Annotated in this window: 3 protein-coding genes; 1 reads left to right on the top strand and 2 read right to left on the bottom strand. The window is 68.2% G+C overall.

The window, feature by feature from the left end; all coding sequences use genetic code 11:
• Positions 1–56 precede the first annotated feature (56 nt).
• Complete coding sequence (locus tag AC3AP7_RS23480) at positions 57–10,184, bottom strand: AIDA repeat-containing protein (protein WP_487362707.1); 10,128 nt, start codon at positions 10,182–10,184, stop codon at positions 57–59.
• A gap of 509 nt (positions 10,185–10,693) precedes the next feature.
• On the opposite strand from AC3AP7_RS23480, the gene AC3AP7_RS23475 reads away from it, so the two are divergent.
• Positions 10,694–11,644: a hypothetical protein gene (locus AC3AP7_RS23475; protein ID WP_487362706.1), complete on the top strand. Its 951-nt coding sequence runs from the start codon at positions 10,694–10,696 to the stop codon at positions 11,642–11,644.
• Between the two features lie 138 nt (positions 11,645–11,782).
• Here AC3AP7_RS23475 and AC3AP7_RS23470 read toward each other — a convergent pair whose 3' ends face one another.
• A complete protein-coding gene (locus tag AC3AP7_RS23470; RefSeq protein WP_487364928.1) occupies positions 11,783–16,045 on the bottom strand; it encodes a hypothetical protein in 4,263 nt (1,420 codons plus the stop codon).
• Positions 16,046–16,229 lie beyond the last annotated feature (184 nt).

The following is a 16,229-nucleotide window of genomic DNA, read 5'->3' as shown; positions in this document are numbered from 1 at the left end:
TGCGTGTCCAGAAAGGTTGCGTGTACATCCAGTCGCACAAGGTCTATCAGACCTCGTCAAAAAACAAAGTGCATCGTCATGTCGATACTCTGCTGCGTTCCGCCGCCCGCATTGAACGAGCCGGTGTAGCCGACGGAGAAGTCCAGGTTCTTGCGCAACGTCGCGTCGACCTGCACGCCGCCGAACAGGCGCGAACGCGGCAGCGGCACACCCGGCGCCGAAAACGGCGTGCCGTCCTGCGCGCTCACACTCAGGTTGCGCGCGCCGTCGAGCAGTTCGCGCGCGTAACCGACATTCAGTTGCGCGCGCACCGGTCGCACGCTGTCGCCGAACGACCGCGCAAGCGAGAAGTCGAGGTACGGCTGCAGCGTATGGGTGGTCTGCGTGCCGACCGCGAGATCCTGGCCGGCCGCGCCGCTCTCGCCGAACCCCTGGCCGTGGAAGAACCCGTAGACCACGCCGAGGCGCGGCGTGAAGCTGAGCGCGCCGAGCGCGAGCGGCAGCGCCGCCTGGGTGCCGGCCGTCAGCGCGTTGCCGCTGTTGTTGCCATACGCGGTGCCCGCGGTGCCGAAGGGCCGGCGCGTGTAGATGTCGTCGTACGCATACGACAGCGCCGCCGACAGCCGCACCGGGCCGAACGTGCGGCCGCCGTACAGCGACGTGCGCAGCGTGTCGGCGCGCGCGCTGTCGCCGGTGCTGTCCTCGCTGAGGTCGCTGTGCGCGTAGCCGAGGGCGACGCCGAGCGTCGTGCGCGGCGCCGCGCGCCAGTCGAAGCCCGCGTCGAAGCGGTACTGCTGGACCCCGAAGCCGGGCGCGGCGCCGCTCGCGTCGAGCCGGGTCTGCACGCCGGTGCTCGCGAGCCACAGGCCACGCTGCGGCGACGCGCACGCGGTCCCGCCGGATGCACCGGATGCGCCATCGCAGGCCTGCGCCTCGCGGCCAAGCAGCTGCTCGCTGGCCGACAGCGCGTCGAGGGTCAGCGCGGTGCCGATCGCAGTGAACACGCTCGTGTCGACGGGCGCGACGACGGTGGCGGCATTCATCACGACGAGGTCGACCGAGTCGGGACCGTAGACCACGCTCTGGCTCACCGACGCAGCGCCTGCGCCGCCCGAGCTGACCTGGTCGAAGCGGCCGTCGAGCGAGCCCGCCGACACGATCGTGTAGACCGTGCGCGCGCCGTAGGTGCCGGGGTCGTAGAGCAGTTGCAGGCCGCCGTTCAGCGTCGCCTTGCCGGCGACCGCGAGTTGCGACGCAGACGTCGGGCTGACCTCGATCGTCAGGCTCGCGGCGGCGGCCTGCGTGTAGTCGCTCGCGATCGTGAGCGTGCCGATCGAGCCGCCGGGGCGCACGTTGCCGCTGTTGGTGACCGTGCCGCTGATCGTGCCGTGGCCGATCAGCGTGCCGGCTGAATTCACCTGCACGGTGCCGCCGAGCACCGCGCCCGGATCGGCGCGATCGCCGACCGCGAGCGTGCCCGCGCTCACGAGCGTCGTCCCGGCGAACGCCGCATTGTTGCCGTTCAGCGTCAATGTGCCGCTGCCGGCCTGGACCAGCGTGCCGGCGCCGCTGATGGTGTTCGCGAAGGTGACGTTGTCGGCGTGATCGAACGTGAGCTGACCGTTGTTGAGCACGTTGCCGGCGAGGTTGCCGCTGGTGCCGCCGTTGCCGATCTGCGCGACGCCGTTCTCGTAGATGCTGGCGCCGCTCGCGGTGCCGTACACCTGCACGACGCCGCCCTGGACGACCACCGTGCCGCTCACGGTGCCGCCGCTGTAAACCTGCTGCGTGCCGCCGCTCGCGACGGTGGTGCCGTTCGCGGCGCCGCCCGACGAGATCGTCTGCAGGCCGCCTCCTTCGATCATCGCGTCGTATGCGGCGCCGCCCGACAGGACGATCTGCGCACCGCCGCTGTTGATGACCGTGCGGCTCGCCACGCCGCCCGACGCGATCCGCTGTGTGCCGCCGTCGAGCTGCGCCTGCTGCGCGACGCCGCCAGCCAGTACCGACTGTGTGCCGCCGCTCGCGACGCGCGTCGCGAAGTCGCTGCCGCGCAGCGATTCGAGCGCGCCCGACGCGAGCTGTGTCGCGCTTGCGAGACCGCCGTCGAGCACGTCCTCGATGCCGCCGTCGAGCACCGCCGTGCTGCTCGCGAAGCCGGCCGACGAGACCGTCTGGACGGCTCCGCTGCTGACAATCGTCCCGGTTGCGAGCGCACCGCCCGAGAGCACCTGGACGCCGCCTGCGTCGATCGTCGTGACGCTCGCGACGCCGCCCGACAGGAGCGTCTGCGCGCCGCCGCTCGCTACTTCGGCGAGCGCCGCGAGGCCGCCCGCGCCGATCGTCTGCGTGCCGCCGCTGCTGATGAAAGCGGTCTCGGCAAGGCCGCCGGAACCGACGCGCTGCGTGCCGCCCGCGAGGATCGTCGTGGCCGACGCGGTGCCGCCGCTCACGTCCTGGGCGCCGCCGGTGGCGAGCGTCGTACCGGATGCAAGGCCGGCGGACGCAACCGTCTGCAGACCGCTGCCCGCGACGAGCGCGGCATGTGCGACACCACCGGCGCTCACTGTCTGCGTGCCGCCGAATACGGTGGCCGCGCGATCGGTGCCGCCCGAGACGACCGTCTGCGAGCCGCCGGCGAGGATCGTCTCGCCGCTGCCGGTGCCCGCGACGGTTTCGGTGCCGCCGCTTTCGATCTGCGTGCCGCTGGCGATACCGCCGGCTGTGATGGTCTGCACGCCGCCGCCGCTCACCGTGGTGGCGTCGGCGATGCCGCCCGAACTTACCGTCTGTGTGCCGCTTGCATTCAGCGTTGCCGATATTGCGTTGCCGCCGTCCAGTACCGTTTGCGTGCCGCCTGCATCGACCGTCGTGTTCGAAGCAACACCGCCGGAGTTGATGCTCTGTGCACCGCCGGAAAGCGTCGTACCATTGTCTACGCCAGCGGCGTCGATCGACTGCGTGCCACCCGCGAGAACCGTTGCGTTGTCATCGATACCCGAGATGTTCTGTACGCCGCCGCTGCTCACCTGGGTTGCGCTGGCCGTACCGCCTGCCGCAATCGTCTGCGTGCCGCCGCTGCTCAACTGTGTGCCGCTGGCGACGCCGCCGGCTGCGAGGGTCTGCATGCCGCCGCTGTTCACCGTGGTGGCGTCGGCGACGCCGCCCGAACTTACCGTCTGTGTGCCGCTTGCATTCAGCGTTGCCGATATTGCGTTGCCGCCGTCCAGTACCGTTTGCGTGCCGCCTGCATCGACCGTCGTGTTCGAGGCAACACCGCCGGAGTTGATGCTCTGCGCGCCACCTGAAAGCGTCGTGCCGCTGTCCGCGCCGCCGGCGTCGATGCCCTGCGTGCCGCCGGCAAGAACCGTTGCGCCCACATCTGTTCCCGAGACGTCCTGCGCGCCGCCGCTGCTCACCCACGTGCCGCTTGCGACACCGCCCGCGGAGACGGTCTGAACGCCACCGCTGCTCACCGTCGTCGCGTCAGCCACGCCGCCCGAGGCCACCTGCTGCTCGCTGCCGCTGTCCACCTGCGTGCCCTGCGCGCTGCCCCCGGAGCCCACCTGCTGCACGCCCCCGCCGCTCAGCACCGAACCGCTGGCCGTCGCTCCCGCATCGATGCGCTGCGCCCCGCCGCTGTTGATCGTCGTGTCGCTCGTGATCGCACCGCCGTACAGCGCCTGCACGCCTCCGCTGTTCACCTCGGTGCCGATCGCCGTGCCGCCGCCGCTGATCGCCTGCGTGCCGCCATCGTTCACCACGCTGCCGGCGGCTTCGCCGCCCGAGGCGACCGTCTGTGTGCCGCCGCTGTCGACCGTCGTCGCGCTCGCGATGCCGCCCGCGCCGAGAATCTGCGTACCGCCTGCGTTCAGCGTCGCCGATATGGCCGTGCCACCGGCCAGTACCGTTTGCGTGCCACCTGCGTCGACCGTCGTGTTCGAGGCAACACCGCCGGAATTGATGTTCTGCGCGCCGCCCGAGAGCGTCGTGTCATTGTCCACGCCGCCGGCGTCGATCGACTGCGTGCCACCGCCGAGGATCGTTGCGTTGTCATCGATGCCTGAGACATTCTGTACGCCGCCGCTGCTTACGAGCGTGCCGCTGGCGACGCCTCCGGCCGCGAGGGTCTGCGTCCCACCGCTGTTGATCGTGGCCGCGCTCGCGCCGCCGCCGGCCAATACGCTCTGCGTACCACCCGCATCGACGGCCGTGTTCGAGGCGATACCGCCGGAGCTAATCGTCTGGGCTCCGCCCGAAAGCGTCGCGCCGCTGTCTACGCCGCCCGCGTCGATCGACTGCGTGCCACCGGCCAGGATCGTGTCGCCGCGCGCACTGCCCGAGATGTTTTGCGTACCTCCGCTGCTCACCCGCGTGCCGCTCGCCGTGCCGCCGGCGTCGATGGTCTGCGTGCCGCCGTCATTCACCACGCTGTCATTGGCGTCGCCACTGCTGGCGACGGCCTGGACGCCGCTCGCGTCGATCGTCGTGCTCGATGCGACACCGCCAGAGCTAACGATCTGTGCGCCGCCCGAAAGCGTCGCGCCACTGTCTACGCCGCCCGCGTCGATCGACTGCGTGCCACCCGCGAGAACCGTTGCGTTGTCATCGATACCCGAGATGTTCTGTACGCCGCCGCTGCTTACAAGCGTGCCGCTGGCGACGCCGCCGGCCGCGAGGGTCTGCATGCCGCCGCTGCTCACCGTGGTGGCGTCGGCGATGCCGCCCGAACTTACCGTCTGTGTGCCGCTTGCATTCAGCGTTGCCGATATCGCGCTGCCACCGGCCAGTACCGTTTGCGTGCCGCCTGCATCGATCGTCGTGTTCGAAGCAACACCGCCGGAGTTGATGCTCTGTGCGCCACCTGAAAGCGTCGTGCCGCTGTCCGCGCCGCCGGCGTCGATGCCCTGCGTGCCGCCGGCAAGAACCGTTGCGCCCACATCTGTTCCCGAGACCTCCTGCGCGCCGCCGCTGCTCACCCACGTGCCGCTTGCGACACCGCCCGCGGAGACGGTCTGCGCACCGCCGCTGCTCACCGTCGTCGCGTCAGCCACGCCGCCCGAGGCCACCTGCTGCTCGCTGCCGCTGTCCACCTGCGTGCCCTGCGCGCTGCCCCCGGAGCCCACCTGCTGCACGCCCCCGCCGCTCAGCACCGAACCGCTGGCCGTCGCTCCCGCATCGATGCGCTGCGCCCCGCCGCTGTTGATCGTCGTGTCGCTCGTGATCGCACCGCCGTACAGCGCCTGCACGCCTCCGCTGTTCACCTCGGTGCCGATCGCCGTGCCGCCGCCGCTGATCGCCTGCGTGCCGCCATCGTTCACCACGCTGCCGGCGGCTTCGCCGCCCGAGGCGACCGTCTGTGTGCCGCCGCTGTCGACCGTCGTCGCGCTCGCGATGCCGCCCGCGCTGAGAATCTGCGTACCGCTTGCGTTCAGCGTCGCCGATATGGCCGTGCCACCGGCCAGTACCGTTTGCGTGCCGCCTGCATCGACGCTCGTATTCGATGCGGTCCCACCCGAGTTGATGGTCTGTGCGCCACCGGAAAGCGTCGTGTCATTGTCCACGCCGCCCGCGTCGATCGACTGCGTGCCACCCGCGAGAACCGTTGCGTTGTCATCGATGCCCGAGACGTTCTGTACGCCGCCGCTGCTCACCTGGGTTGCGCTGGCCGTACCGCCTGCCTCAATCGTCTGCGTGCCGCCGCTGCTCAACTGTGTGCTGCTGGCGACGCCGCCGGCTGCGAGGGTCTGCATGCCGCCGCTGTTCACCGTTGTCGCGTCGGCAACCCCGCCCGAACTTACCGTCTGTGTGCCGCTTGCATTCAGCGTCGCCGATATCGCGCTACCACCGGCCAGTACCGTTTGCGTGCCGCCTGCATCGACCGTCGTGTTCGAAGCAACACCGCCGGAGTTGATGCTCTGCGCGCCGCCTGAAAGCGTCGTACCGCTGTCCGCGCCGCCGGCGCCGATACGCTGCGTGGCGCCGGCAAGAACCGTTGCGCCCACATCCGTTCCCGAGACGTCCTGCGCGCCGCCGCTGCGCACCCACGTGCCGCTTGCGACACCGCCCGCGGAGACGGTCTGCACGCCGCCGCTATTCACCGTTGTCGCGTCGGCGACCCCGTCCGAACTCACCGTCTGTGCGCCGCTCGCGTTCAGCGTCGCCGAAATGGCCGTTGCGCCGGCCAATATGGTTTGCGTGCCGCCCGCATCGACCGTCGTGCTCGACGCGACCCCGCCCGAACTCACCGTCTGCACCCCGCCGGAGAGCGTCGCGCCGCTGTCCATGCCGCCGGCGTACACGTTCTGCACGCCCCCGCCGAAGATCGTCGCGCCATCGTCGATGCCCGACACGTCCTGCGCGCCGCCGCTGCTCACCAGCGTGCCGCTCGCCGTCCCCTCCGCCGCCACGCTCTGCGTCCCGCCGCTGCCAACGCGGGCGGCATCGGCAAGGCCGCCCGCGCCAACGGTTTGCAAACCGCCCGCGAATAGCACCGTGCCGGACGCCGTCGCGCCCGAATCCACCCGCTGTTCGCCGCCGGATACCGTGGCGCCGGTATCCACCGCGCCGCCGAACACCTCCAGCAGCGCCCCGGACAGCACCGATTCGTTCTCGCCGGTGCCGGACAGGTTCTCGCGCCCCGCGCTCAGCGTCGTGCCGCTTTCCGTTGCGCCCGCATCGATAGTCTGGGCGCCGCCGGCCTCGATCGTCGTATCCGACGCACTGCCGCCCGAACTCACCGTCTGCGCACCGCCCGACAGCGTCGCGCCGCTGCCCACACCGCCCGCATCGATCGTCTGCGTGCCGCCGGCAAGGACCGTTGCGCCCTCATCCGTTCCCGAGACGTTTTGCACGCCGCCGCTGCTCACCCGCGTGCCGCTCGTGATCCCGCCCGCAGCGACGGTCTGCGTACCGCCTGCATCGACGATCGTGCCCGACGCGACCCCGCCCGAACTCACCGTCTGCACCCCGCCGGAGAGCGTCGCGCCGCTGTCCACACCGCCCGCCAGCACGGCCAGAAGACCGCCCGACAATACGGTTTCACCGGTACCGCTGCCCAGCAGGTTTTCTTGTCCGCCGGCGAGCGTCGTGCCGCTTTCGGTTGCGCCCGCATCGATGGTCTGCGTGCCGCCGGACAGCAGCGCCGCCTCGGCCGCGCCGCCCGAACTGACGGTCTGCGTCGCACCCGCATCGATCGTCGTGCCCGATGCCGTGCCGCCCGTCAGCACCGTCTGCGAACCGCCGGACAACGTGGTCCCGCTGTCCGTCGCGCCCTGCTCGACGTCCTGCTGGCCGCCCGCCAGAATAGTTGCGTTCGCATCGATCCCGCTCACGGTCTGCAGGCCGCCGCTGCTCACGACGGTGCCGCTCGCGCTGCCGTCGACGACCTGCCAGCCGCCGCTGCCGATCTGCGCGCCGCTCGCGGCGGCGTCGGCGTAGACCCACTGCAGGCCGTTGTCGCCGATCGTCGTGCCGTTCGCGCTGCCGCCCGCATAAACGTTCTGCGTGCCGCCGGCGAGCACCGCGCCGCTGGCCGTCGCGCCCGAGCTGACCGTCTGCAGGCCGCCCGTCATCACCGTCGCGCCGTTGTCCACGCCGCTCGCCAGCACCTCCAGCAGGCCGCCGGACAGGACGGTTTCGCCGCTGCCCGCGCCCGCCAGCGACTCGATGCCGCCGCTGCCGATCGTCGTGCCGCTCGCGCTGCCGCCCGCGCGCACCGTCTGCGAAGTCCCGGACGTTACGCTCGTCGCATCCGCGACGCCGCCGGAGCCGACCGTCTGCGTGCCGCCGGCTTCGAGCGTCGCCGATACCGCGCTGCCGCCGGCCGATACCGTCTGCGTCGCCCCCGTTTCCACCGTCGTGCCCGATGCGATGCCGCCCGAACTCACCGTCTGCGTGGCGCCCGACAGCGTCGTGCCGCTGTCGATGCCGCTGCGGTAGACCGTCTGCGCGCCGCCCGCAAGGATCGTTGCGTTGTCATCGGTGCCCGACACGTTCTGCGCGCCGCCGCTGCTCACCAGCGTGCCGCTCGCGGTACCGTGCGCGAGAATCGTCTCGGTGGCGCCCCCATCGACGGTCGTCGCATCGGCGATGCCGCCCGAACTCACCGTCTGCGTGGCGCCCGCCGCGAGTGTCGCCGAACTCGCGCTGCCGCCGGCGGCAAGCGTCTGCACGCCGCCCGAATTGACTGTCGTGGCGGACGCCAGCCCGCCGCTCACGCGCTGGACGCCGCCGCTGTCCACCTGCGTGTTCGCTGCGACGCCGCCCGCGCCGAGCGTCTGCGTGCCGCCCGCGCTGAGCGTCGCGGAAACCGCGCTGCCGCCGCTCGACACGGCCTGGCTGCCGCCGCTCACGAGCGTGCCGCTCGCGATGCCGCCGGGCACGGTCTGCAAGCCGCCGGACAGCACGACGGCGTTTTCGTCGAGCGTGCCGCCATTGACCGCTTCGGACCCGCCGCTGCTGAGCGTCGTGGCGCTCGCGAATGCGCCGGCCGAGTACACGTCCTCCCAGCCCGTGCCGGTGACCGTCGTGCTGATCGCGCTGCCGCCGGCGACCCACTGGATGCCGGCGCTGTCCACCGTTGCGCTCGCCACGCCGCTGCCGTTGACGACCTGGCTGCCGCCGTCGATGAGCGTGCCGTAGGTCACGCCGCTCGCGTTGACCACCTGGCTGCCGCCGTAGACCAGCGTGCCGTACGCGACCCCGCCGCCGTTGACGACCTCGTGCCCGCCGTCCACCACGGTCGCGCTCGCGATCCCCTCCACGGACTGGCTGCCCGCGCTGATGACGGTGGCCACCGCGCTGCCACCGCCGTAGACGTCCTGTATGCCGCCGTCGACGAGCGCGCCGCTTGCGGCGCCGCCGCTGAAGATCGTCTGGCTGCCGCCATAGATCACCGCGCTGATGTCGAGGCCGCCGACCGTGATCTGCTCCCACCCCGGGCTGATCACCGTGCCCGACGCGATACTGCCCGACTGCACGCCGATGAAGCCGCCGGTGAGGATCGCGTCCTTCGCGAGCGAGTTGCCCGAGTCCAGCCAGATCGAGCCGCTTTCATCCTGGGTGCCGCTCGCGACGCCGCCGTCCTGCACCACCTGATAGGACGCGCCGGTGAGCACCGTGCCCACCGCGGAGCCGAATACGTTCTGCGTTGCGCCGTCGTTGACGCCGCCGCCATCGACGGTCGTCCCGCTTGCGAGCGCGCCCGCGCTGACCGTCTGCAGGCCGCCGGACGACACCTGCACCGCGAACGTCCGGCCCCCCGAGCTGACGGTCTGGCTCGTGGCGAGCAGCGTCGCGCCGCTGTCCACGCCGCCCGAATAGACGATGAACGAGCCGCCCGACTCCACCGTCTCGCCGTACCCCTCGCCGTAGAGGTTTTCGACGCCGCTGCTCACCACCGTGCCGCTTTCCACGCCGCCGGAGAGCACCGTCTGCACGCCGTCGTCCTGGGTAGCCGAGGCGATGCCGCCCGCGCTCACCCACTGCGTGCCGCCGCTGCCGACGATCGCGCTGATCGCGATGCCGCCCGAGTTGACGTACTGGTCGGCGCCCTGCGCGATCAGCGTTTCGAAGGCCGTGCCGCTATCCACCTCCTGCTGGCCGCCGCTCGCGAGCCACGTGATGCTCGTGGTGCCGCCGAGCACGTATTCGGTTGCGCCCGAGTCGACGATCGTATCGGACGTCGCGCCGCCGCTCCACACGTAGTCCGCACCGCCGGCGCTGATGGTGTCGAGCACCGCCACGCCGGAGAACACCCCCTGCGCGCCGCCGCTCGACAGCGTCGTGCCGTAGCTCGACCCGCCGGATATCGCCTGGGTGCCGCCCGCGATGACCACCGCGCTGCTCGCGGCGCCGCCGGACTCGATCGACTGGATCGCGTACGCGCCGCTGATCGTTGCGCTCACATCGAGTCCGCCGGACACGATGTTTTCGCTGCCGCCGGAGTCCACCGACGTCGACGACGCCGTTCCGCGCACCGTGAGCGTCGCGCCGTTGCTGACCACGAGACCGGCGGACGTCACGCCGGAGCTGACGGTCGCCGCATCCGGCGAGCGCGCGGGAAACATCAGCCCGGCAGTCATGAAGCACCCGAACAGCCAGCCGAGCAGACGCGACGCGCGAGCGCGCCGGCGTCCGAACAGGCGGACGCCGTAGCGGCGACGACGGGCGAGCGGCGTCATCGCCGCCCCCCGGTCGGGCCAGCGAGGACATGCATCGCCCTGGCACTTGCGTTGTTCGCCTGCACCCGCTTCGTTCCCGTAGTGTCTGCCTTGTGTGTCGTATGGGTTGCCCGCGTGTTGCGTGGGTATCACGTGGACATTGCGTGGTATCGCGTGGGTATCGCGACCCCGTCCCAGGCGTTTGGGACCACTCCAATATCGGCTCGCGCGACGCGGAACTTGAGAAAAAATGTTTAAAAAAACGAAGCTGTGGATACCGAAACATCGCGATTCTCTTTTGTAAAGCACGGTGTATTGGCACCTGATTGCACATTGCCCATCACCGGCAATCTCACGATGCCTGACGATGCGCGAAGTACGCGTATCGCAATCGTTTGCGCACCCACCGGCGGCACCTTGTGAATTCCACGAGAGGTATACCCATAAAGGCTCTCGTGGATCGAGTCGAGCCCCGGCCGACGCGTTCCGCCATCACGGGCTGCGCGTGTTGTCGTCCGGGTTCGAACGGATTGCGCGAAGCCAATCGGTCATTTTTTCTTGCTCCATTTCCGTTTCTTTCTTTTATTTTCCGATCATCGGATCGCTATTCTTTTTCGTATAAATTTTTTTTGTACGAGAGATTAATTTTATTTAGACGACGAATTCCCGGAGTGTGGGACGTGAACGTGATGCGGCACGGAAGCGATACCCTAAAGTTCGCGCGTCCGGGGCCGCTATACGGAATGGGACAACAGGATGGAGCGACGCGTGCAGGCGGCACCGATATGGATAACCAGCTGATTTCCGGTCACTATGCGGTGCCGCGTGCGCATCCGTTCACGGATGTGCCGGGGCCGTTCGGGTGTGGTGAGGAGGGGGTGCTCGCCGATGTCTCGCGAGGCGCGGCAGGCGAGCCCGCGCCTAATCCGTTTCGCGGAACACCGGACAAATCCGCTGCGCCACCTGCTCCGGCGAGGCGCGGCGCGCGACCCCGAAGCCGCGCGCTGGCGATCGGACTGGTCGCGGGTGCCGTCGCGAGCGTCGGTGCGCTCCTCGCGTGGCGGTACTCGCCCGATGCGCATCATGCGACGCCGGCGCTTGTCGCGGCGCTGCCGGCACAACCGGCCGTCGCCCACTCCGCGGTCGCCGCCATAGCGCAGTCATCCGACGAACCTGCGTCGAGCGTCTCGCATCGGGCTTTTGACGAGGCAACGGCCGGTGTTCACGATCGAATACCGTCGCGGCATGCGCGCGGCCTGTCTGGCCACACCCCGGCCCTGCGGGCACAGCGCACGCGCCTGGCGGAACGGCACCCGCGTCACGCGTACCCGTTTGCGCGGGCGGCCTCCGTCGAAAACGCACCGAGCTGGCTTCCCGAGAAGCAGCCGGCTCCCGCTTCGGTACCACGCGTGCCGCTGTCGAGCCGCACGCAGACCCCGCAATGGGATCCTCGCGCGCAGGGGCCGCTACTCGCGCACTGAGCGCGGGCAGCGGCACCGGTCCGGCCGCCGCGGCTCGCCCGCGACCGCGCAGCGCACGCAGCGCATACGCCACGACAAGAGTCTGCACGCGGGGCTAGGCGGGATCGGCGTCGCCCGGGCTCACTGGCCGCGAGCCGCTTACGCGTCGAGCGCCTCGCGCTGGCGACGCCGCACCGCATCGATGTAGCGGTTCGCGATTTCGCGCATCTGCGCGGTGTCAGTGTGGTCGACCGGCTCGTCCCGCTCGCTCTCGGGACGCGGATCAGGCCTGAGCTCCGTTACCCTGAGCGATGCCGTCGGCTGAACCGTGGCGGCCCAGGAGGCCTTCTTCTTCGTCGCCAGATAGTCGACATAGGCCCGGCGGCGTTTCACCGTCGACGGGCGCATGAACACGTCTTCGTAGTTCTTGACAGTCAGATGCTCGCGGATTTTGCCGTACTTCGCGTAGCGGTCCTGCGCGAGCCTGAAATCTGCCGGCGAGACGTCCGGCCGCCGGTTGCCGCGCGCGTCCTTCATGCCTTCCAGCTGACGCCGGCAGGCTTCGGTCACCCCGTCGAACAGCATGTAGATCGGATACATGCCGTGCACGTTCAATGTATAGGCATCCTCACCATGTTCCTTGACCCCGACGGCCAGCGAATCGCTGCCGGGCACGAAGCGCGTGTAGTGCTTGCAAAAGAGATAGAGCGGATTGTTTCCGAGGTCGCCGTGCTCGTCCATCATCTTCATCAGCGCTTCATGGTTGGCCGGATCGAACAGTTCCGTTTTCATGTTGTCGAGAAAATTCTTCTGCGCGGCCAGCGCCATCCCCTTCGCCACCTTCGCCGACGTGAAATGCAGCTTGGCCCGGTTGCGGTCGCGCAGGTCCGCCGCCTTGTCCGATATGCCGCCTTCCTTCGCGAATACGCTGTAGTTCTTGATGAAATCCTGCAGGTCCTCGCGGCTGTTTTCCATGATCCCCGAATGAATGAACAGGTCGTACACCATCTGGAGGTAATTGATTTCCACGAAGTCCCAGGCGGTATCGAAGAAAATGGCCCGCTCGTAGTTCTTCTCGGACAGAAACGCGTCCATGTCCACCGTATAGTTCTTGTCGAGCGTCGCGAAGCGGGACCCGCCGCCGCCGTGCGCGTACACATGGATCGGGTCGACTTCGGGCGCATCGTCGCCGTTTTCGCGCCACAGGATGTCGTTGCTCCTCCAGCGGGCGCGGTCAACCGAACTCTTCATTTCATCGAGCATGTCGTCGCGGAACGCCGTCTTGTCGCGCAGCGTGCCGCCATCGTTATGGATCGTGGTCGGCAGTCCGCGCAGCGCGGCGCCATCGAGCTGGGCGCGGGTCGACACGCTGTGGATCTGCGGCTCGCCCGGCGCGTTTTTCTTGTTGCTGAGGTCGCCATCGCGCTTTTTCCACGTGATCTCGCCGACACCCTCGACCAGCGTGTCGAGCTTGCCGTTCTCGGCGACGTACATCCCCTGCACCATTTTCTGATCCATCTGATCGTCGATGGTCACCTTGTTATCGGTGATGTCCCAGCCCGTGATACAGAGCTGATAGCGGCGGCGATCCACCGGGTCCATCTCCAGCAGTTGCTGGATCATCGGCGGATCCTGGTCCCGGTAATACACGGGCTCCGTCGACACGAGGTAGTACTTCGACGTGTCCGACGGATTGCGGATCTGCGAAGGGATGCCCATGACGCGCGAGATCAGCACGCCATTGGAGTCTTTATAGTTGAGCTGATACTTCAGCGAAGTGATCTTGTTGCCATAGTTGCCGAAATGTTCGTGCGCCGCATGCATCAGAAGCAGCGGCATCTCCGGCACCACATGCGGCAGGCTCAGCAAACGCGACGTCAACGGAAACTGCGAGGACGGAATCTTCTGAACGTCGTCCCACAGCGCGTTGAACACACCGTGGAATTCGTTTTCCTTATCGTCTGCGCTATCCGCACTCGGGCTCCTGTGGTCGCGCGCTTCCTCGGCCAGCGCCGCAAAAAAGTCCGAGCCCATCGCGTCGCGGAAATTTCCGATGGCTTCCTTGTAGGCGCCGCCCATCTCCAGGTCGCCGTCCGCGGCGGCATCCGAGCGCTGCAGCTCGCTCTGCAATGCGTCCATCGACAGATGGCCGGCCTTGAAATGGGTGAGGAACGCCGCGCGCCCTTCAACCGGATTCCTGCCTTTGGCGAACCAGCCCATCTGCTGGCGCACGGCCTCGCGGTCTTCGTCGGCAACCGGCTCGCCCGCGACGCGCGGCGTCTCGCGCAGCGCCCGCTCCACGAGATTGCTGAGCATCAGCATTTTCGCCCCGGCGAAATCCGGCTTCGCGTTCTTGCTGAACGCCTTGCTGTCCAACATATGCCGCACGGTCGCAGCCAGCCTGTCGCGGTCCTCCGGGATGCCGCGGGTACGGCTCTCGATGCGCTCCATGACATCGCCGACGTTCACGCGCCCGTGCACGGGGCCGGCGAAACTCGCGGCAACGTCGCTCGCCGTGATGGCGCTGCTCAGGTTGCGCGTCATCTTTTCATCGGCGTAGCGCACGAGCTTGCCGATCGTGCCATCGGACGCGATCGCGCGATCGTACCGGCGCAATGCGGTGAACACCGGTGTCAGCTCGATGCCCAGTTCGACAATGTGCACATTCAGGCGGTTCTCGTGCCCGATCTGGAACTGCTGCGACAGGAACAGCATCTGGATGGTGCGCAGCCGTTCGCGCACTTCCTCGACCAGCGGTCCGATAAAGCCCTGCTGCGTCGAGGTCTGCGTCGCTTCGTCCAGCGACCTGATCGCGGCCGCGAGCGACTCCGCGATCATGTCGTCGACGCTTTCCGTCACCTCGCCTTTTCGTTCTGGCCTGCTCCCGGCAAATTCACCCTGGATCCGCCTGAGCTCGTCGCCGAGCGCCGTTGCGGTGTGCTGGTTGCCCGGCATGAACGCCTTCGTCAGGAACACTTCGAGCGCGTTCTGTCGCAGCGCCTGGGCATCTTCCCCCCAGGCGCCGTCCCGGATCGCGTCGCCCACTCTGTTCAGCAGCGCCTCGAACTGGTTCAGCGAGGTACTGACGATCTTGTCGTTGAGAATCTCGTTCTCGTTAATGCCGAACGTATTCGAGTGCTTGTTCGGATGATTGAAAAATTCCGTGAAAATCAGCCTTGCGCCGATTCCGAATGCGAGAAACGACGAGATGCCGAGCACGATATTGGTGAAATCGGCCAATACGGGGTTGCTGATCTTGCTCGTCGACAGGTACTTGTCCGTTGCAAAGTAGGTAGTCGCCCCGGCCACGGCCCCAGCGGTACGCGCGACCAGTTCGCGCGCCTTGTTGGGCATCGTCACCCGGTCGGCGCGCGGCGATTCGCGCCGATACTCGACACCGCCGGCCAGACTGTGATTGTTCTTTCTGACGGGCAACTGCTCGACCCGGCTCACGTTATTACGGGTCAGCGTATTCTTCGCCAGGTAGTAGACGGCGGTCGATGCCAGCACCGACATGATGAAGCCGGATACCAGCGAACGTGCGAGCGCGCCCTTGACGTCCTCGATCTTGTGGATCATGTCGAGCAGCACATTCGCGCTGGCATAGATGCCGACGTTCAGCGCTGCGGGAATGAATTCCCCGGCCACGTCTTTCACGGAGCCGGCGACCGCGGAGCGCCCCATCTTCATGCGGAACGTTGCGGGCGCCCCGCCCATCTTGCGGGTAGCAAGCGCCACGAGGTCCGGCGCCGCCAGCGCGCTCGCCCCGAGCGCCCCCGAATAGGCCAGCGCTTGCCAGTCCGCCGGGCAAAACATTTCGACGATGACGGGCAGTCCGAACCCGAGAAAATTGCTCAGCATCGAAGCGGCAATATTCGCAGTCCATATATGGGCGCCCGGATTGAGCGGTTCCGACGGATATTGCGAATCGCTGTACGTCTGCGCCGTCGCCACACGGATGAACGCCTGCAGGCAGTGGTTGCGGTTGCCCTCCGACGCAGCGAGTGCGCTTTGATTGCGCGGCTCCTGCTTTGCTTTCTGATATCGCTGTTCCGAGGCAATATAGTCGCGCCCGGCGCGCACGATCTCGTCGGTCAGGCGGTCATGATGCTGATCGCGCTCGGCGCCCCGGCCAGGCGCCGACAGGTTCGAGGCGAGTTCGATCTCGTCCTGCGGCGCGGCAGTGCGTTCGACATCCAGCCCCGCGGCGGCAAAGCGTCGCGCACCCGAGCCGCTGACCACCAGCGCACCCTGGTCGCCACGCGGGCGAATCGCCATGTGATCCGTCCGCATGCGGGACGATCCTCTTTGTAGCGAGACCTGGCCACGCGCGTCGTTGCCGGTATGGCTCGCCTGCGGGGCGGCCGTGCTCGCGCTTTCGTCGGCGTCATGGCGGTCGGTGTGGTGGATCGAAGTAACCATGGATCGTGCTCCCATAACTGGATCGTGCGCGCTGGTTCATGCGCGTCACGCACGCGCAACGTGACGTGGCGCCTGCATTCTGGAAAATCCGGCATCACCACCGCGCAACGAACGCCCTCGCCCTTTCGCCTGGTGTACCGGTCTGACACAAATCTGTAATTGATGGCCGATTCTGTGCCATCCG

It is taken from the genome of Paraburkholderia sp. PAMB 6770, from assembly GCF_057748135.1.
Note: the sequence above shows the minus strand (reverse complement) of the source record. Positions and strands in the feature narration are given on the sequence as shown.

Excerpts from the sequence above, each read along its gene's own strand:
- AC3AP7_RS23480 (WP_487362707.1), bottom strand. The coding sequence starts at position 10,184 with ATGACGCCGCTCGCCCGTCGTCGCCGCTACGGCGTCCGCCTGTTCGGA.
- AC3AP7_RS23470 (WP_487364928.1), bottom strand. The coding sequence starts at position 16,045 with ATGGTTACTTCGATCCACCACACCGACCGCCATGACGCCGACGAAAGC.